This window comes from Ruegeria sp. CRTD044 (assembly GCF_059613485.1).
The window spans coordinates 65,246-84,593 of the sequence record NZ_JBXWSP010000011.1 but is presented as its reverse complement, the minus strand read 5'-3'; the positions used below and the strand labels follow the sequence as shown (position 1 = coordinate 84,593).

Annotated in this window: 17 protein-coding genes; 8 read left to right on the top strand and 9 right to left on the bottom strand. The window is 60.5% G+C overall.

Annotated features, from left to right (window positions below; translation table 11 throughout):
• Positions 1-12: 12 nt before the first annotated feature.
• The 3 genes from oppB to AC2FNL_RS10415 form a co-directional block, all read right to left on the bottom strand.
• Positions 13-936 carry an oligopeptide ABC transporter permease OppB gene (gene oppB / locus AC2FNL_RS10425; protein WP_093963128.1) on the bottom strand — a complete coding sequence of 308 codons (924 nt, stop codon included), beginning with the start codon at positions 934-936 and terminating at the stop codon, positions 13-15.
• 68 nt (positions 937-1,004) lie between these two features.
• Positions 1,005-2,633 (bottom strand): peptide ABC transporter substrate-binding protein, encoded by a 1,629-nt coding sequence (locus AC2FNL_RS10420; RefSeq protein WP_170457629.1) that lies wholly within the window; start codon positions 2,631-2,633, stop codon positions 1,005-1,007.
• Between the two features lie 418 nt (positions 2,634-3,051).
• Positions 3,052-4,287, bottom strand: a complete 1,236-nt coding sequence (locus AC2FNL_RS10415; RefSeq protein ID WP_496833500.1) for a lytic murein transglycosylase — start codon at positions 4,285-4,287, stop codon at positions 3,052-3,054.
• Between the two features lie 139 nt (positions 4,288-4,426).
• On the opposite strand from AC2FNL_RS10415, the gene AC2FNL_RS10410 reads away from it, so the two are divergent.
• The 4 genes from AC2FNL_RS10410 to AC2FNL_RS10395 are packed head-to-tail and all read left to right on the top strand — an operon-like array spanning position 4,427 to position 8,424.
• A complete protein-coding gene (locus tag AC2FNL_RS10410) occupies positions 4,427-5,389 on the top strand; it encodes a cytochrome ubiquinol oxidase subunit II (protein ID WP_496833498.1) in 963 nt (320 codons plus the stop codon).
• Positions 5,386-7,476, top strand: coding sequence for a cbb3-type cytochrome c oxidase subunit I (locus AC2FNL_RS10405; RefSeq protein WP_496833497.1), 2,091 nt, complete (start codon positions 5,386-5,388; stop codon positions 7,474-7,476). Before AC2FNL_RS10410 ends, AC2FNL_RS10405 begins: the two co-directional genes overlap by 4 nt.
• The gene (locus tag AC2FNL_RS10400) at positions 7,473-8,105 is read left to right on the top strand and encodes a cytochrome c oxidase subunit 3 (protein ID WP_496833495.1); all 633 of its coding nucleotides are present in this window, start codon (positions 7,473-7,475) and stop codon (positions 8,103-8,105) included. Before AC2FNL_RS10405 ends, AC2FNL_RS10400 begins: the two co-directional genes overlap by 4 nt.
• Positions 8,098-8,424 carry a cytochrome o ubiquinol oxidase subunit IV gene (locus AC2FNL_RS10395; RefSeq protein ID WP_254435610.1) on the top strand — a complete coding sequence of 109 codons (327 nt, stop codon included), beginning with the start codon at positions 8,098-8,100 and terminating at the stop codon, positions 8,422-8,424. Before AC2FNL_RS10400 ends, AC2FNL_RS10395 begins: the two co-directional genes overlap by 8 nt.
• Positions 8,425-8,431: 7 nt before the next feature.
• Here the strand turns inward: AC2FNL_RS10395 and AC2FNL_RS10390 are convergent, their stop codons facing one another.
• Both AC2FNL_RS10390 and AC2FNL_RS10385 read right to left on the bottom strand, forming a co-directional pair.
• Positions 8,432-8,806 (bottom strand): fluoride efflux transporter FluC, encoded by a 375-nt coding sequence (locus AC2FNL_RS10390; protein WP_496833494.1) that lies wholly within the window; start codon positions 8,804-8,806, stop codon positions 8,432-8,434.
• Entirely contained in the window at positions 8,803-9,174 is a 372-nt protein-coding gene (locus AC2FNL_RS10385) for a fluoride efflux transporter FluC (protein WP_496833493.1), read from the bottom strand. Before AC2FNL_RS10385 ends, AC2FNL_RS10390 begins: the two co-directional genes overlap by 4 nt.
• A gap of 224 nt (positions 9,175-9,398) precedes the next feature.
• Between AC2FNL_RS10385 and AC2FNL_RS10380 the strand changes: the two genes are divergently transcribed.
• Genes AC2FNL_RS10380 through AC2FNL_RS10365 form a run of 4 tightly spaced genes read left to right on the top strand, consistent with a single transcriptional unit; the run spans position 9,399 to position 15,278 of the window.
• Positions 9,399-11,144, top strand: a complete 1,746-nt coding sequence (locus AC2FNL_RS10380) for a thiamine pyrophosphate-dependent enzyme (protein WP_496833492.1) — start codon at positions 9,399-9,401, stop codon at positions 11,142-11,144.
• Positions 11,145-11,168: 24 nt separating this feature from the next.
• Positions 11,169-12,749 (top strand): FMN-binding glutamate synthase family protein, encoded by a 1,581-nt coding sequence (locus tag AC2FNL_RS10375; RefSeq protein WP_496833491.1) that lies wholly within the window; start codon positions 11,169-11,171, stop codon positions 12,747-12,749.
• Positions 12,750-12,804: 55 nt separating this feature from the next.
• A complete protein-coding gene (locus AC2FNL_RS10370) occupies positions 12,805-13,350 on the top strand; it encodes an RNA polymerase sigma factor (RefSeq protein WP_496833490.1) in 546 nt (181 codons plus the stop codon).
• A complete protein-coding gene (locus AC2FNL_RS10365; protein ID WP_496833489.1) occupies positions 13,347-15,278 on the top strand; it encodes a vWA domain-containing protein in 1,932 nt (643 codons plus the stop codon). The genes AC2FNL_RS10370 and AC2FNL_RS10365 overlap by 4 nt, the downstream gene beginning before the upstream one ends.
• Positions 15,279-15,295: 17 nt before the next feature.
• Here the strand turns inward: AC2FNL_RS10365 and AC2FNL_RS10360 are convergent, their stop codons facing one another.
• From AC2FNL_RS10360 to AC2FNL_RS10345, 4 genes are read right to left on the bottom strand one after another with little or no spacing between them, the layout of a single operon-like run.
• A complete protein-coding gene (locus tag AC2FNL_RS10360) occupies positions 15,296-15,952 on the bottom strand; it encodes an ABC-type transport auxiliary lipoprotein family protein (RefSeq protein WP_170341335.1) in 657 nt (218 codons plus the stop codon).
• Complete coding sequence (locus AC2FNL_RS10355) at positions 15,949-17,265, bottom strand: MlaD family protein (RefSeq protein WP_496833488.1); 1,317 nt, start codon at positions 17,263-17,265, stop codon at positions 15,949-15,951. The genes AC2FNL_RS10360 and AC2FNL_RS10355 overlap by 4 nt, the downstream gene beginning before the upstream one ends.
• Positions 17,266-17,270: 5 nt before the next feature.
• Entirely contained in the window at positions 17,271-18,086 is an 816-nt protein-coding gene (locus tag AC2FNL_RS10350) for an ABC transporter ATP-binding protein (protein ID WP_496833487.1), read from the bottom strand.
• A 1-nt stretch (position 18,087) separates the two neighbouring features.
• Positions 18,088-19,212: an MlaE family lipid ABC transporter permease subunit gene (locus tag AC2FNL_RS10345; protein ID WP_496833485.1), complete on the bottom strand. Its 1,125-nt coding sequence runs from the start codon at positions 19,210-19,212 to the stop codon at positions 18,088-18,090.
• Positions 19,213-19,348: the final 136 nt, after the last annotated feature.

Genomic DNA, 19,348 nt, shown 5'->3' with positions numbered 1-19,348 from the left:
TTGCCAGCCCCCTCAGTAACGGATTTTCGGATCGAACCAGGCATAGGCCAGGTCGGTCAGCAGGTTCACCAGAACGGTCAGAACGCCATAGAGGATCGTGACCCCCAGCAGCACCGCATAGTCGCGTGACAGGGCCGAACCCACATAGGCCTGCCCCAGCCCGCCGGTCGAGAAATAGATGTCAACGAAGACCGAACCGGTCAGCACATAGACGAAGACCGGCCCCAGATAGGACACCACCGGCAGCAGCGTGGGTTTCAGCGCGTGACGCCAGATCACGGTGCGGGTCGGCAGGCCTTTGGCCCGCGCGGTGCGGATGAAGTTCGAGTTCAGAACCTCGAGCATCGATGACCGGGTGATCCGCGCGATCGACCCCATGTACGAGGTCGCAAGTGCGATGACGGGCATGATCAGGTATTGCCACTGACCCCCGTTCCAGCCGCCGCCCGGTAGCCAGCCCAGCCACAGGGTGAAGGTCAAAATCAGGATCGGGCCCATGATGAAGTTCGGCAGCGCCTGGGCGGCGATGCCCAGACCCACGGCGAAATAGTCGATCCAGCTGTTGTGGCGGATCGCAGCGGCGATGCCCAAACTGACGCCCACCAGCGTGGCCACGAGGAAGGACAGCATCCCGTAGGTCAGCGAAATCGGAAAGCCCTGCGCGATGATGTCGTTCACGTCGCGGTCCTTGAACTTGAAGGATGGGCCGAAATCGAAATGCACGACGATGTTGTACAGGTAATCCCACAGCTGTTTCCACAGCGGCTGATCCAGCCCGTAACGCGCCTCGATATTGGCCAGAACCTGCGGCGGCAACGGCCGCTCCGAGGTGAAGGGCCCGCCGGGCGCGAAGTGCATCAGAAAGAAACTGGCGACGATCAGCAACAGGATCGTCGGAACGGCGATCAGCAGTCGCCGGATGACATAGGCAAGCATTTCATGCCCCCAATTATTGGCTCTGCCCCGGAGCCGGTCCGGGGCAGGGCGCGATCAAAGGATGATGATTACTCGGCGATCTTGTAGAGGTTCTTCGAGTACCAGTTCTGCTCGACGTTGTTCACCGGCCAGTTCCCCACGTCGCTGTCCATCATGTAGACACCGGCATAGTGGTAGATCGGGATCACAGGGGTTTCCTGTGCGATGATCCGCTCAACCTCGGTGTACAACGGGGCCGGATCGTCCGAGGTTTTGGCCTGGGCCAGCAGCTCGTCGACCTTGGCATTGTTGTACTTACCGTCGTTATAGCCGGAATCCGACTGCAGCAGATCCAGGAAGGTCGAGGCTTCGTTGTAATCGCCGCACCATGCGCCGCGGGCCAGCTCGAAGTTCTGGTTGCCGCGCTCTTCCAGGAAGATCTTCCATTCCATGTTGGCCAGCTCGACCTGCGCACCCAGCTTCTGCTTCCACATCTGGCTGAGGGCCACGGCGACTTTCTTGTGCGCCTCGGAGGTGTTGTAGACCATCGCGAAGCTCAGCGGGTTGTCCGGGCCGTATCCGGCCTCGGCCAGCAATTCCTTAGCCAGCTCGTCGCGCTCGGCCTGAGTCATCGACGCCATTTCCACGACCGGCGGAGTGAACCCTGCGGTGGCTTCGGGCACGAAGGTGTAGGCTTCGGGCTGACCGCCGGCCAGGATGTTCTCGGTGATGATCTTGCGGTCAACCGCCAGCGACAGGGCCTGTCGCACGTTCGGGTCCTTGAAGGCCTCGGGGCCGCCGTCGGACAGATTGAACGTATAGTAGTAGTTGCACAGGCGCGGGAAGCTGATCGCCTCGTTCGGGTATTCCTTCTTCAGGCGCGGGAACTGGCCTGCGGGTACCTCGGTTCGGTCCAGCTCACCGGCCAGATAACGGGTCAGGGCCACATTCTCATCGTTGATGACCAGGGCCACGACCTTGTCGATGATGGTGTTGTCGTTGTCCCAGTACATCGGGTTGCGCTCGCGCACCGAGCGTTCGTTGGGCAGGTGCTCGGTCAGGACATAGGCGCCGTTCGAGACGATGTTGCCGGGCTTGGTCCATTCATCGCCGAACTGCTCGATGACCTTCTGCGGGGCCGGGAAGGTGGTCGAGTGCGTGGTCATCTGCGGGAAATAGGGCAGCGGCGCGCTCAGTTTCACTTCCAGCGTGTGATCGTCGATAGCCTTGACGCCCAGATCGTCGACCGGCTTGTCGCCGGCGATGATCTCGGCGGCGTTCTCGATCGACATCAGCTCCATGAACCAGGCATAGGGCGAGGACAGGGCCGGATCGACGGCACGCTTCCAGGCAAAAACGAAGTCATGTGCGGTGACCGGATCGCCGTTCGACCACTTGGCGTTGTCGCGCAGGGTGAAGGTGTAAACGTCCTTGGTTTCGTTGGTGGTATAGCCGGTGGCCACGCCCGGAACCAGGTTGCCGTCTTCGTCCTGATTCATCAGACCTTCGAACAGGTCGCGGACAATCTCGGCGCCCGACACGTCCTCGACCACCTGCGGGTCGACCGAGCTGTGCTCGTCCAGCACGCGGTAGACGAAGGTCTGGTCATCGGCCAGCGGCTCGCCGGTGACCGGATGGGTGCCCGCGGCCAGCGCGGCACCGGTGATGAAGGTCGAGCACAGCAGGCCCGCCACCGAGTTTCGAAGGATGGTTTTCATGATCTTCTCCCAATTATTGTGGCGGCGGTCTGCGCATCCATATGGGATGGCGTCCGGCGGCCCTGGTTGCCCGACATCCGCTGGGACCCGGTTCTTTTGAATTTTGGGTTGTGCCAATTCGCAAGGAACACTGCGTCGCAGCTTTCTGGATTGCAGTCGGTGAAGTGGATGCAAGAGCTTCCTCTCGCTGGCCGAGACCGTGCCACTATTTTGGGCAGGGTTAAAGCCTTCCCATGAGTCCGGATCGCCTAAAGGTAGAAAGAAACTTCATGACGCGTGGTCGCCGAAATTTTGTAACGATGGCGTGTATCGTTGCGATATTTTCGTGCCCAGGCCGCTCGGATTGCAGTCTGTGGCGCGGTCTGTTTCGGCAGAATTTCGCCGCCCGCTTTCGCCCAATCAGGCGAATCGCCAGCGGTCAGGGACGCAACCGCGATTTCATGTCGGCCTCTGGGAAACAGGTGGCGCGCTGGCCTGTTTCTTCCTGCCAGCGGCCGATCGACCGGCGGGTTTTGTATCCCGGAAGCCCGTCGGCACCACCCACGTCATGCCCCATCGCGATCAACGCCTGCTGCATGGCCGCGATATCCGACCTGTAGAGACCGCCCACCTTGCCCCAGCGGCCTTTGAAATCGCCCACGCCATACTGAATGCGATCGCCCACATGGCCCACGAACAGGGCGTAGAGGTCGCTCATGTTATAGTCTTTGAGAACGTAGAAATTGGGCGTTACGACAAAGGCCGGACCGTTCCGGCCAGCCGGCATCATCAGGTAGCCCTCGCCGCGCAGCTCGTGTTCGGGGAAGGGGCGGCCCGAGACACGTGTGATGCCCATGGCAACCCAGTCACGGATCGCCCGGCCCTGGTCGGGACCCTCAAGCGCGCAGGACACAGACGCCGGTACGGTCACCTCGAACCCCCAATCGCGGCCGCTGACCCAACCGTGCCGCGCGAGGTAGTTTCCGATCGACGCAATCGTGTCGTCTGCCGACCCCCAAATGTCGGCCCGGCCGTCTGCATTACCGTCGGCGGCGTGGTTCAAAAAGCTGGTCGGCATGAATTGCGGCTGGCCCAACGCACCGGCCCAGCTGCTTTTCATCGCGCGGCCGTTCACGTGACCGCCCTGGACGATCTGCAGCGCGGCGATCAGTTCGCCGGTAAAATAATCCGCGCGCGTGCTCATGAAACCTTTGGTGGCCAGCACCTGGATCGCGTCATGCCGGATCGGAACCTGCCCATAGCCGCTTTCTCGGCCCCAGACCGCAAGGATGATCCGGGCGGGAACGCCGGTCTGTTCCTCGACCCGGCGCAGCGTTTCCGCATGACGCTTGGCCATACCCCGACCGCCGGTGGCGGCACCCTGAACCGAATTTGCGTTGAAATACCGGCCGGGGGACCCGAACTCGGCTTGCCTTTGCTTTTTGGGTGCCCGTGTAGGAGAGCCCGGCGGAACAAGATCAGGCAGCTCCCAATTCAGGCGAACCCCGTCGGTTGCGCTGTCAAACGTGCGGCGCGATACACCCTGTGCCCGGGCCAACGGCCACACCTGTTGCTGCAACCAGTCCTGAAACTGCCGCTCGACCACAGCTCGGTCCTGCGCGATCGCTGCGACGGAAAACGCGATCAGTCCAATCAGAAAAAGCAGTAAACGCATGACACAATGACTGACCCGAGCCACTGGTCAAGTCAACTCGACGGTGACGTGGTTCCTGGCCGCCGGGGAAAAACCTTGTGAAATTTGCTGACTCTGCCGATAGTTGCACCAACCTGAGGTTTGATGAGGGCGATCCGGCGTGAGTGGAAACAGGACTATACCTGCGGTACTGACAGCGCTGATCGTGGTCGTATTGTGGTTGGGCACGGCGCAATCGGCTCTGGCCAGCGACAGTTTCATGGATCCTCAAGGTCCTATTGCGGCGGTCCAAAAAACACACCTGGTGCGCGCAACCGCGTTGATCCTGATCGCGGTCATTCCGGTTTTGGTTTTGGTCCCCTTGATCGCTCTACGCTATCGGCGCCGCGCGCAAAGCCCGGCTGCCTATCGGCCCAAATGGGATTTCTCGCCCATGCTGGAAACCGCGATGTGGGGTGTGCCGGTGGTGATCGTGGCGCTGCTGTCCTTTTATCTTTGGAAAGCAACCCACCGGCTGGACCCTTACGCGGCCCCGTTCGGCGATGAACCAGCCCTGCGCGTGCAGGTGGTGGGGCTGGATTGGAAATGGCTGTTCATCTACCCCGACTTGGGCATCGCGACGGTGGGTGAGTTCGGGGTACCGACAAAACAACAGGTCGCCCTGACACTGACGACGGACACGGTGATGCAGTCGTTCATGGTTCCAGCCCTGGCAGGGCAGATCTATGCGATGCCGGGAATGACGACCCAATTGCATCTCGTGGCTGATGCCCCCGGACAAATGCAGGGCGAAAACACCCAGTACAACGGGCGCGGCTTCACCAAGCAGAAGTTCCAGACGGTCGCGATGCCGCCGCCGGATTTCGACTCATGGGTCGACCGTGTTCGGCAGAACGGTATCGTTCTGGACCCTTCAACCTACCGGACGTTAGCCATGCGGACGGACCGGGACGAAGTTCAGAACGCGCTTGGCACCGCGCAGATGCCGGACAATGCGCTGTATTTCCGTCTGGATGACGGCGACCTGTTCCACAGCATTCTGGGTCGGTATCACAACGGGCAACCTCTGCCACAGGATCAGCAACCGGGAACCGCTCAATACGGGCAGGAGGACAAGCAATGACATCTGCCGAGTCCGGTTTCTTCGGCCGTCTGAACTGGGATGCCTTCCCCATCGCCGGGCTGATCCAGGATCCCAATACGAATGAAATCGTAGCCAATGCCGCGGCGGGCGTCGTGATCGTCGGTGTGGTCGCGGTTCTGGGGCTGCTCACCTGGTTTCGCCTGTGGGGGCCGCTGTGGCGTGACTGGCTGACCAGCGCGGATCACAAGAAGATCGGCATCATGTATATCGTCTTTGCCATCGTCATGCTGGCGCGCGGCGTTCTGGAAGGCGTCGTGATGCGTGCCCAACAGGCGGCCGGGCCGGGCGAGGGGTTCCTCGAGGCCGAACACTTTGCCGAGCTGTTCAGCACCCACGGCACGATCATGATCTTCTTCGTTGCGGTGCCTTTCGTGTTCGGACTGGCGAATTTCCTTGTCCCGCTGATGATCGGCGCGCGCGACGTGGCCTTTCCGGTGATGAACCAGATCAGCCTCGGTCTGACGGTTTCGGCGGGGATGATGCTGATGGTCAGCCTGGTGGTGGGCGAGTTTTCCACCGGCGGCTGGACGGCCTATCCGCCCTATACCGGCGCGGCCTTCAATCCAGGCGTGGGGCCGGACTATTGGATCTGGGCGATCGTGGTGTCGGGCATTGGCACCACCCTGACGGGGATCAACTTTGCCGTCACGATCTACAAGCTGCGCGCGCCGGGGATGAAATTCATGCGGTTGCCGATGTATTGCTGGACGATCATCTGCAGCTCGATCCTGATCGTGTTCGCCATGCCGCCTTTGGGGGTGGCGGCGCTGTTGCTGGCCGCCGACCGGTATCTTGATTTCCATTTCTTCACCAATGACCTGGGCGGCAACATGATGAACTATGCCAACCTGTTCTGGCTGTTCGGCCACCCCGAGGTCTATCTGCTGGTTCTGCCGGCCTATGGCATCTATTCCGAAGTCTTCGCGACCTTCTCGGCCAAGCGGCTCTATGGCTATAACTCGCTGGTGATCGCGACCATGTCGATCGCGGTGCTGTCGTTCACCGTCTGGCTGCACCATTTCTTCACCATGGGCCAAAGCGCCCTGATCAACGCGGTCTTCGGGATCGCCACGATGCTGATCGCCATTCCCACCGGCGTTAAGGTCTATGACTGGATGGCCACCCTGTATCGCGGCCGCATCCGGTTCTCGGTGCCGATGCTGTACGGGCTGGCCTTTCTGATGCTTTTCGTGATCGGGGGGCTCAGCGGTGTGATCCTGGCCAACCCGACCGTCGATTACCAAGTGCACAATACGCTGTTCCTGGTCGCGCATTTCCACAACGTGTTGCTGCCGGGTGTCCTATTCGGCTTGCTCGCTGGCTACAACTACTGGTTTCCCAAGGCCTTTGGCTTCCGCCTGGATGAGGCCTGGGGGCGGATTTCGGTCGTGCTGTGGACGGTGGGCTTCATGCTGACCTTCCTGCCGCTGTATTTCGTGGGTCTGATGGGTATGCCGCGCCGCTCCTACAGCTGGGAGGACCCGAGCTTTCACCCCTACATGATCACGGCCGTCATCGGCGCGCTGGTCATTCTGGCGGCCTTGCTTTCGGTCGTCGTGCAGCTGTGGGTCAGCATCCGGAACCGCGAACAGAGCCGCGTTCCGGTTGGCGACCCTTGGGACGCCCGCACGCTGGAATGGTCGATCCCCGCGCCGCCGCCGCCCTACAATTTCGCGATCATCCCGCATGTCACAGACCGCGACGATTTTGCCGCCGCGAAAGAGCGTGGCGAGGCTTACCCGCACCCCGACCGGTACGAGGACATCACCATGCCGCGCAACACTAGCATCGGTTTCGTGCTCTGCGTGCTCAGTGGTGTGTGGATGTTTGCGCTGGTCTGGTGGATCTGGTGGCTGGCGGCGCTGGTGACAGTGATGATGATCCTGTCGTTCATCCTGTGGACCTTTCAGACCGATACCGAAGAAGTGGTTTCTGCTGAAGACGTGCGCAGGCAGCACGAGGCTTGGCTGGACCTGGTCCGCAACACGACCCCTGTGAACCGGGATCACGAAGGCGCGCCAGAAAACACCGGGCTTGCCCGACCGGATCTGGAGGCAGCGACATGAAGCCTGCACCAACCCACAGTTACCCCGGTCTGAACCTTGGGCGGCGTCATGCCAGCGCCCACAAGGCGACCGAAGTGGTGACCTTCGGTTTCTGGGTCTTTCTGATGAGCGACCTAGTCTATTTCGGACTGATGTTCGGAGTCTACATCACCATGATCGACGCGCAGGCCGGTGGTCCGGGCCCGCACGAGTTGTTCGATCTCTATAGCATCTTTGCCCAGACGCTGATCCTGTTGACCAGCAGTCTGACTGTTGGACTTGCCATGCTGGCGCTGAAATACAACCTGCCGCGCGGTCGGATCGTTCTGTGGTTCGCGGTTACGCTGCTGCTTGGGCTGAGTTTTCTGGTCCTCGAGATCCGTGATTTCATGTCGATGGCGGAAAAGGGCGGCATCCCGCAGCGCAGCGGTTTCCTGTCCGCCTTCTACGGGCTGGTGCCTCTGCACGGGCTGCATGTGGCGGCGGGCTGTGTTTGGCTGGTCGTTCTTGGCATTCAACTGCGGGTCATGGGGATGACCGACCTCGTGATCTCGCGCGTGGTGCGGCTGGCGCTGTTCTGGCACTTCCTTGACCTGATCTGGATCGGCATCATCACCATCGTGTATTTCGGAGGGCTGACCTATGGATAAACGGTCCGAGATGCACAGGCGTGAGCGGCGCCGGTATGTCGTCGGCTATGGCGGCTCGCTGTTGCTGACACTCATCGTGTTTGCGATCGCCTACTGGTTCGGCATCGAGACCAAGGGTGTCTATCTTGCAATTGGGCTGTTGGGTCTGGCGCAGTTGATCGTTCAACTGGTCTATTTCCTGCATATCGACCGTCGCCGCAGCAGCCGCGAAGATCTGGATTTGGTCCTGTTCTCGACGCTGGTTCTGCTGATCATCATTCTTGGAACGGTCTGGATCCTGGGCAATCTGGCTATGCGGATGCACATGCCGGGCATGTAGCGACCGGCTAGCCCATCACCCACAGTCCCAGCCACAGTCCCAGCCACAGGGCCAGCCAGCACAGTCCGAGGCTGAGCAGGATGTTTCCACCCGCAAGGACAATCGTCCGCTCACGCTGCAGTTCAAGAGACTGGTAGGCAAAGCTGGAGAATGTCGTGAACCCTCCGCAAAAACCGAAAACCAGGCGCTTTTCTTCTTCGGCCATCTCCACGGGCCCGCCCAGGTAACCGATCCAAAGCCCCAACAACAGGCTGCCCAATACGTTCACGACCAGCGTCGAGACCGGCAGGTCGTGGGTGATGGCCCGCGCGACCCAGTGGCGAAGGACTGCTCCCAGTCCGCCGCCCAGCCCAAACACGGCATGCAGATACAGATCGGTCATTCGGCCCGCTCCCCTGAGTGGTGGCGGCGTCCGATTGCCTCGCCCAGAATGGCCGCGCCCAAACCACAGATGACTTCGGCCGCCAACGGGAAGATGACCGACCAGCCGTCGGTTTCAGCGATCCGTTCCAGTTCGGCGGCAAAGGACGAAAACGTCGACAATCCGCCGCAGAAACCAACGGCCCCGAGGTGCAGAACATGGGCATGCACCCGGCCTCGTATGGCGTAGAGCCATCCCAGAATGAAACAGGCCACGACATTGATGCCGAAGGTCGATGTCAGCAACGGCATCCCCGGAATTTCCAGCGCAAAAAGTTCGCGCAGGATCGACCCAGCCGCCCCGCCGACAAAGACGGCGGCGTACATCATGGGCTTCCCCGAAACTGCCGCCTGAGTTTTAGCCAAGGACGCTTCTCCGCCTGTGGGGTTTGGATTTGGATAGCGGCTGTGCCGCCTGGGTTCAACCGCCGCAACCAAGCCACCGCAAATCCGCCCGATGCCTAGGGTGGCTGTACAAAGGCTTGCAATCAAAGGGCAACCTGCCCACGATCTATCGGGACAGGCCCGATGGGGTCGGAACCAGAGGGCAGGTCATGACGTCGAATTCCGTATGCAAGGTATTGCTGGATATTCTCGCGGATGCCGGAGGACGCCAGATCTTCGGCGTGACGGGCGATGCGCTCAACCCCCTGCTTGAAGCCATGCGCGGGGATGGCCGGTTCGAATGGATCGGGGTCAGGCACGAGGAAAACGCAGCCTATGCAGCTTATGCCCAGGCGCATCTGACCGGTGGGATCGGGATTTGTGCCGGAACTGTCGGTCCCGGAGCGCTTCACCTGATCAATGGACTGTACAACGCCCGGCGCGAGGGTGCAGGGGTCGTGGCGATTACAGGTCAGGTCGCTCATCGGGAGCGCGGGACCGGATACCACCAGGAAGTCAATCTAGAGAAGGTGTTCGAGGATGTCTGCGGCTATCAGGCCGTGATCAATTCGCCGGACCAGATGCCGCGACTGGCTCAGATCGCCGTGCAACGCGCCTTGATCAACCGCGAGGTCGTGCGGATCGAACTGCCCATCGACGTATCCGAACAGAAGGTGCCCAGCTTGCACCAACTGCACCCGATCCTGAAAACGCCATCAACGCTGATCCCGCCCGAATCCGAAATCGACCGTGCGGCCGAGATCATCAACGCGGGCAGGAAAGTCGCTCTTTTCGCCGGCGTGGGATGCAGAGAAGCCAAGGACAAGGTTCTGGCTCTGTCCCAGCGGCTGAACGCGCCGATCACGCATTCCCTCAAGGGCAAGGACATTTTTGACTATGATGATCCCAACGTGGTCGGGATGACCGGGTTGATCGGCAATCCCGGCGGGTATCATGCAGTGCGCGACTGCGATGTGCTGGTGATGCTGGGGACGGACTTCCCATACGAGTGGTTCCTGCCGGAAAACGCGAAGATCATCCAGATCGATCGCAACGTCGAACATCTGGGACGCCGCGCGCCCATCGCATCGGGCTTGCTGGGAGATGTGGGCGCGACGCTGGATCTGCTTTTGCCTAAGTTGGCAGCGAAGGATGACAGGTCGTTTGCCAATCACCAGGTCAAGCTGTGTACGAAATGGCTTGCGCAGCAAGACCGCGACTCCAGCCTCGAGCGCGACACCGAGCCACTCCACCCGCAGCTGTTCGCGCGGCAGGTCTCCGACCAGGCTGCCGATGACGCGATATTTGCAATGGACATCGGCGAATGCACGGTCTGGGTGGCGCGTCATACCCGGATGAAAGGCGGACGGCGCATGGTGGGGTCGTTCAACCATTCGTCACTGGGGTCCGGGTTGCCTTCGGCGTTGGGAGCCGCCGCACTGGATCCGCAGCGCGAGGTTTGGGCCTTTTGCGGGGACGGCGGCTTTGGCATGTCCATGCAGGATTTCGTGACTGCCGTGCGCTACGAGTGGCCCATCAAGGTGCTGGTCTTCAACAACCAGACGCTCGGCTTCGTGAAGATGGAGATGGAGGTGGCGGGTTATCCGCTGAATCGCGCTGCTACCGATCTGGTGAACCCGGACTTTGCGGAATACGCGAGGGTTTGCGGTGGGGATGGTGTCCGTGTGGAACATGCGGCTGACATCCCCGAGGCCGTCGCGCGGGCCAAAGCCAGCCGAAAGCCATTCATCATCGAAGCCATGGTCACGCCCGGCGAGTTGGTCATGCCTCCGCATATCGATACCAAGATGGCCTGGGGTTTCGGCATGTCGAAACTGAAAGAAGGCATCCTGCTGGCCAAGGGTGAACACGCTCAGTGGGACAACTGGGTCAAGGAACTCAAGGCCAACCTCTGACCGATTGGCCCAAGGGAGAGCAAGATGATCGTACGTCGAATCTATTATGTCGTGACCTATGTGGTTCTGCCTTTGACCGTGGTCTGGGGTTTGTACTGGCCTCCGGCATTCTGGCTGCTGATTTTGCTGGTCCCTTACGCGTTGGTCGGGCTGTACGACATGCTGACCACCAAACACAACGTACTGAACAACTATCCGGTTCTGGGCCATTTCCGGTATATGCTGGAGTTCGTCAGCCCGGAAATCCGCCAGTATTTCGTGGAAACCAACGAAAGCGGGCGGCCCTTCAACAGGATCATTCGCGCGCTGGTGTATTCACGAGCAAAGGGACAGGTCGACACTCAGGCCTTCGGCACCCAGTACGATATCACCGAAGTCGGGTATCACCGGGCCAACCACTCGCTTGCGCCCAAGGATGTTCCGGAAAGCGAAGAGCGTGTGATGCTTGGCGGTCCTCAGTGTGAAAAGCCCTATCTCGCATCGCGGCTGAACGTCTCAGCGATGAGCTTCGGAGCACTCAGCGCCAACGCGATCCGCGCCCTGAACGGCGGGGCCAAGGATGGTGGTTTTGCACACAACACGGGCGAGGGCGGGCTGTCGCCGCACCATCTTGCCGAAGGCGGCGATATTATCTGGCAGATTGGCACCGGATACTTCGGTTGTCGGACGGCAGAGGGCGGCTTTGACAAGGACAAGTTCGCCCAGAATGCCCAGAAGGATGTCGTGAAGGCGATTGAGATCAAGCTGTCTCAAGGCGCGAAACCGTCCCATGGAGGTGTTCTGCCGGCGGCCAAGGTCGATGAAGAGATCGCTCTTATTCGTGGCGTACCGGTGCATCAGGATGTGATTTCGCCGCCCATTCACTCGGCCTTTGACGGGCCAACGGGCTTGATGCATTTCGCGCAGCACCTGCGCGAAATGTCCGGGGGCAAACCCGTCGGTTTCAAGCTGTGCATCGGCAACCGGTCCGAGTTCATGGGGATCTGCAAGGCCATGCTGGAAACGGGCATTCTGCCCGATTTCATCACCGTTGACGGGGCCGAGGGAGGGACCGGCGCTGCGCCTGTGGAATTTACCAACCGTTTGGGCGTACCGTTGAACGAAGGGCTGATCTTCGTGAACAACTGCCTGCGCGGAGTAGGCTTGCGGGACAAAATCCGGGTGATCTGTTCAGGCAAAGTGGCAACCGGCTATGACATGATCGAGAAATTCGCGCTTGGAGCCGACATGTGCAATGCGGCGCGGGCGATGATGTTCGCCGTGGGCTGCATTCAGGCCCTGCATTGCAATACGAACCGCTGCCCGTCGGGCGTGGCAACACAGGATCCCATTCGTGGCCGCGCGGTCAACGTGCCGCAAAAACGCAAGCGGGTTCACCGCTTTCATGACGCCACCCTGGAAAGCTTTCGCGAAATACTGGGTGCAATGGGGAAAGAGCGCGTATCTGACCTTGGCCCATCCGATATCTACCGCCGAATTGCCAACGAGCGCGAGTGCTCATACGCGGAGCTTTACACCTTTATCGAGCCAGGTGCCTTGTTGAAAGGCACAGTGCCGCAGGAATTTGCGGCGGATTGGCAGAAGGCGTCGGCCAGCCATTTCTGAATTTTTTCTTGAATGTTCCAAGGATCAGCTCCTGTCCTGCGTCTGAATAGTCAGAATGAGCAAACTGACCTCGGATGAAGAATTGGCCCATGGGGCCGCCAACGGGGACGCGGAAGCGTTCGCGACGCTGCTTGGGCGGCATTATGACCGCGTGTTCCGGCTGGCCTTTCGGCTGACCGGCAGCGCCGAGGTCGCCGAAGATCTGACGCAGGACATATGTGCAGCCTTGCCCGCAAAAATTGTCGGTTTTCGAGCGAATTCAAAATTCACGACCTGGCTGTATCGGGTCGTCTGCAACGCGGCACACGATGCGCGGCGTCGAACGGCCAGCCGAAACCGGGCAGCAATCGGCTGGGGCGATGTGGAAAAGATGCGGCGCGCCGAAGCCGTCGAGACGGCCGAGGCCTTGTCATGGCTGCAACGGGCCATGCAGAGCTTGCCTGAAGATCTGCGCCAGACACTGGCGCTGACGCTGGATGATGAAATGACCCATGCACAGGCCGCCGACGTGCTGGGCGTGTCCGAGGGCACGGTCTCATGGCGCCTGTCCGAAGCCCGAAAGCGCCTGCGCGCGATCAAACAAGAGGAGCTTGCCCAATGAGTGATGAGCTCGATGATCTGAAAACACTGATGGATGCCGCAACGCCTGCACCGGATGAAAAGCGGCGGGCCGTCAATCTGGAACTGGCCAGAAAAAACTTTGCCGAGTTCCAAGGATCCCGACCCGGTACGCGTCCCAATGTCAAGCGAGGCCCGTTGGCCCGCGTGACAGAAGGAACCAAAGCCATGTTGAATGCAATTTCGACCCGCGGCGCGCTGGCCGCCACAACAGCCATCGCTGCCGTGGCGCTGATCATGATCGTGCCGCAGATACGGGACGGTGTGCTGTCCCCGAGGTTCGGTACTGAGACCCGAGTAATCGGCCAGCCGCAGGCGGTTCGGCCATCCGGAAGATCAGACGCTGAAACGGCCGAGATGGATCTTGAGGAACCCGTTGTCGAAGCGCCGATGGTTGTGGAAGAAGCGCTGGAACCTCTGGCAAAGCGCAGCCTTCTCTCGCAAGGCCACCTCGGTGACAGCACAGTGGCCCCTTCGGTTTCGAGTGACGCTTTTCATCCGCCAGCGCGACCCGAGCAGTCGTCCGAAGAATTTGCAAACGCCGAAACCAACTCACTCAAGGTCACCGCGGAAGAACCGGTTTCGACGTTTTCGATTGATGTCGATACCGCATCTTACGCCATCGTCAGGTCCTCGCTTCTGGCTGGTCACTTGCCCCCGCGTGACGCGGTGCGGATTGAAGAAATGGTAAACTACTTTCCCTACACCTATCCGGCGCCGGACGGCGCGGTGCCGTTTCAGCCAAGCATCACGGTCATGCCCAGCCCCTGGAATACCGGTACCCGACTGGTCCATATCGGCATTCAGGGAACGCTTCCGGTGATCGAGGAGCGTCCGGCGCTCAATCTTGTCTTTCTCATCGACACCTCGGGCTCGATGCAGGACGCCAACAAGTTGCCCTTGTTGAAACAGTCCCTGCGCCTGATGTTGCCCGAGTTGCGACCCGCGGATCAGGTGTCGATCGTGACTTATGCAGGCAGTGCGGGCCAGGTTCTGGAGCCGACAACCGCAGCCGACCAGGCCAAGATCCTGCGGGCGCTCGAACAGTTGGACGCGGGCGGATCCACAGCGGGACAAGCCGGGCTTCAGCAAGCCTATCAGGTGGCTGAAGACATGGCCGCCGAGGGCGAGGTGACGCGGGTCATTCTGGCCACGGACGGGGATTTCAACGTCGGTCTGTCAGATCCTGAAGCTCTGAAGGAGTTTATCTCTGACAAGCGCGACAGCGGAACATATCTGAGCGTTTTGGGTTTCGGGCGCGGTAACCTTGATGACGCTACGATGCAGGCCCTGGCCCAGAACGGAAACGGACAGGCGGCTTACATCGACGCGCTGAGCGAGGCCCGCAAAGTGCTGGTTGACCAACTGACCGGTGCGCTGTTTCCGATTGCCAACGACGTCAAGATTCAGGTCGAATTCAACCCTGCCCAAATCGCCGAGTACCGCCTGATCGGGTACGAAACTCGCGCTTTGCGCCGCGAGGACTTTTCGAACGACACTGTTGATGCGGGCGACATAGGTGCAGGCCACAGCGTGACCGCGATCTACGAAGTCACGCCGGTCGGCTCCAACGCAATTCGCAATGCACCGCTACGGTATGGAAACACCGCCCCCGCTTCGGACAGTGATGAAATCGGCTATTTCAAGCTGCGTTATAAAACACCCGGCGACACGCGCAGCCAGTTGATCGAGCAACCGATCCTAGTCGGGCAGGGCCGGCAGACGGATGACGTGAGGTTTTCCGTCGCGATTGCAGGTTTCGGCCAGCTTTTGCGCGGCGGCACTTACCTGTCCGACTGGAGCTATGATGATGCAATTGCGATGGGCAACACGGCCCGTGGGAGCGATCCTTTTGGGTATCGGGCCGAAGCCGTGACCCTGATGCGTTTGGCGCAATCCCTGTCAAAATAAAGGGCGGGCAATCCGCGTCAGTTCAACGACGGGCGCGGATTGTTGGCAGCGTGTGAATGAATCTTCCGCACGCTCCACTCAACCGCGTCGCGCATGGTTTTGCCCAAGGCGGTGTCAAAAGCGGCGACAAGATCCGGCGTCTCGTCGCTGGTCGAGACAACGGCTTCCTGGAACGAACTGGAAGCGATGATCTTGTCTTCGAACTCGTCGATGATCTTGATGTTCATTCGCACTTCGATCTTTACGGTTTTCGAGTTTTCGGTTTCTCCGACGACAATCCCCTGGAACTCGCGCAGGTCCGGAACGATGACGTAGTCGGCGCGCAGGCCGACCGTCGAACGGCCCACGGCGGCGACGCGACCGCTGTTTTCAAAGCTTTCGACCATCAACGCCTGAACGATCAAAGGTGCTCGATCCACCCACCGGGCACGCGGCAGATACTGGACCTGCAGGGGCGTTGGCTGCACGGCAATCTGGTCGGTATTGACCGCAGCGGTTGCAGTGGGTTCCTGGATGACGATCTGTTTTTGCACCCGGGGCAAAGACTGCGAGAATGTGCTCTTGGGGGTCAGCAGATACAGGTCGTTCGGTTTCGAGGCCTGTTTCAACGTGCCCAGACCGGCACATCCGCCCAGCGTCGTGATAGCAAGGGTCAGAAGAAGGGGCCTGATCATTGACGGAACTCCGATGCTTGGGTGCCCAGAAGGAAACGCGCGGGGTCGCGCTCGACCTTGTCGACAAGACGGTCCAGACTGATGACAAGGCGTTGGGATTCTTCCACAAAACGAACGAATTGTGGCAGTCCGACCCGCAGGAAGTCCGAAACCTGCCGGCGGTTTTGTTGAACGATGCCGTCGATCGTTCCCAACAGGTCCGATGCCGATTGCGACGCGCTCAGAACGTCCGCTGAAATCTGGTCGATCTTGTCGGTCACGTTCGTTACCGTTTCGGCCACTTTGGTGGCGGCGTTTCGGATGTCGGCAACAACCTGTGCAACGTCTTCGTCCATCACGCGATTGGCTGAGTCGAACGCGCGTTCTGCGGATGCCAGAGTTCCTTTTGCCGTATCCATGGCCGAGGTCACCGAGTCGAGCGTTTGGTTGGCGTTGGCAAACGTGTTGTTGACGGTTGCCATGGTGACCGCGGCTTCATCCGACAACCCGATCAGGCGGTCCGCGAGTTGCGACCCGCGCTCGATGAAGGGGCGAACGTCGTCTTCGATGGCCTTGTTGGCCGTGGCCAGCGTCTGGTTAGCGCTGTCCAGTGCGGTTTTGGCCGATTCCGAGGCCGTTTTGATGCTGTTCAGCGTATCAGTTCCGGTGGTCAGCGTGGTTTCTGCAGTATCGGCCAACTGATCCAGGCGTTTGGTGAAGGCCCCGATGTCCTTTGCCGCGCCGCCCAGATCGCTGGACAGGGATTCAAAATCGTTCAGGGTCTTGTCCAGCCGGCCCGAGGCCGAAGCCAGGTTGTCGAGGATGTCCGACACGGCCTTGCGATTGTTGTCATCCACCACCGCGTTCAGGTTTTCCAGCAAGGTCACCGCCTCGTCCAGGACCTTGGGTGCGCCTTCGAACAGGGATTGGATGGCGCTGCGCTTGCTTTTGATGACACTGTTCTGCGGCAACCTCTCGGCATCGGGCGACCCGCCCGACAGCTCGACATAGCTGACGCCGGTCACCCCCAGCGACTGCAACTGCGCGATCGTGTCTGTGGTCACCGGAATGTCTGCATCAACCTCAAGCCGGACCCTTACTTTGGACGGGTCATCGTCATCCAGGTCCAGCGAAATCACCTGTCCTACGGGCAGACCGTTATAGCTGACGCCACCGGCGGCTGACAGGCCCGACACGTTGTCGAACAGCACGTCATAGTACGCGTATTGGCGCGTGACTTCGAACTTGGCCAGCCACAGGAAGAAGCCGAACACGCTGAGGATGCCCGCCAGTGTAAACGCGCCGATCAGGATATAGTTCGCCCGGGTTTCCATCGCTTCTACCTGTCCTGCCCCTTCTGTTGCGCCGCGCGGGCCCGGGGGCCTGTGAAGTACTCTTGCACCCAAGGGTGGTCGACCTTGGTCATGTCTTCAATCGGACCTTCCACCAGCACGCGCTTTTCTGCAAGAACCGCAACGCGGTCGCAGATCGCGTACAGGCTGTCTAGGTCATGTGTTACCATGAAAACGGTCAATCCCAAGGCCTGTTGCAATTCTCCGATCAATTCGTCGTATGCCGCGGCACCGATGGGATCCAGCCCGGCGGTGGGCTCGTCCAGAAACACGATCTCGGGGTCTAATGCCAGCGCCCGGGCCAGCGCGGCCCGCTTGCGCATCCCGCCTGACAGCTCTGACGGGAACTTGCCACAACTCAGCTGCGGCAAACCGACCAGACCGATTTTCAGGCTGCCGAGCGCCCGCATCAGGCTCTCGCTCAGGCCGGTGTGTTCGCGCAACGGGGCCATGACGTTCTGAAGCACGGTCAGCGAGGAAAACAGTGCCCCGTCCTGAAAGGCCACGCCCCAGCGTTTCTCGATGCGGCGGCGGTCGGTCTCGGGGCCGTTCAGCACGTCGACACCCAAAACTTCGATACTGCCTGCCGTCGGTTTGTTCAGCCCGACGATGGTGCGCAGAAGGACGGACTTGCCGGTCCCGGACCCCCCGACAATGCCCAGCACTTCGCCGCGCCAGACATCCAGGTTCAGGTCGTCATGCACCACCTGCGGACCGAACTGGTTGCGCAGATTGCGCACACGGATCACCGCTTCGCGCTGCGCGTCCAGCCTAGCGGTCGATGTCTGAGCGGATCCATCCATGTCAGACACCGATCTCGGAGAAGAAAATGGAAAACAGCGCGTCAATGGCAATGACCATGAAAATCGACTGAACAACTGACGCGGTGGTGCGTTGGCCGACGCTTTGGGCGGAACCCTTGACCTGCATTGCCTGCCAACAGGCGATCACCCCGATGACCATGGCAAAGAACGGCGCCTTGATCAGCCCAACCGCCAGATGCCAGACGCTGGTGTTTTCCTTCAGGCGCGTAATGAACATTCCGGGGCTGACGCCCAGATCGATCCAGCTCATCAGGGCGCCGCCAAAAAGGCCTGCGATGTCGGCCACGAAGCCCAGGATCGGCAGCATTATCAGCAGTGCAAGAACCCGTGGAATGACGAGCACCTCGATCGGGTCCAGACCCAATGTGCGCATCGCGTCGATTTCTTCCTGCACTTTCATGGACCCGATCGAGGCGGTGAAGGCCGAGCCGGATCGACCAGCCACGATGATGGCGGTCAGCAGGATGCCCAACTCGCGCAATACCGAGATCGAGATCAACTCAACCACGAAAATTTCCGCGCCGAACTGTTTCAACTGGGTGGCCCCCTGAAAAGCCAGAACCACGCCGATCAGAAACCCCATCAGCGCCACGATGGGCAGGGCCTTGAACCCGGTTTCCTCCATCTGCGAAACGACCGCGGCGCGGCGCAGGCGCCACGGCATGATCATCGTGCGGCCCAGCCGGTGCAGGGTCAGGCCCAGAAAGCCGAGGATCGACATGGTGTCGCGCCCGGCGCCCACTGTTGATTGGCCCAGGCTCTCAAGCCATGGCATGAAGCCTTTTGGCGGGGCCTCGGCGGGAATGTCCTTGGGAATGTTCTCCGAGACGGTTTCCAGCAGCGCGGAATGTGCCGGTTTCAACCCGTCGAAAGCCACGGTCGCTCCCATGGCCGAGCACCGGTTTTTCAGGTCCGCGATCAGCCACGCGCCGCCGGTGTCCAGCGCATCGATTTCGGACATGTCGACCGTCACATGCGCCGCATCCGGGCGGGTGGCGCGAAAGGCGTCTTCGACGCCACTCAACGACTGTGTCAGCATTTCGCCAGACACAATCACGCGCGCTGTGTCGCCTTCCTGTTCGACTGCGATCGAGGGCTTCGTCATGCCGGTATCAGACGGGAAACTGTTCCGACCCGCAATGGCTTTGTTCAACCGGGCGGCGATTTGGGCGCGGGGGTTACCGGTTTGCACGGCCCGGGTCGCCCAAGAGGCGAGAATTGGCACAAAACCGGTTGCCTGC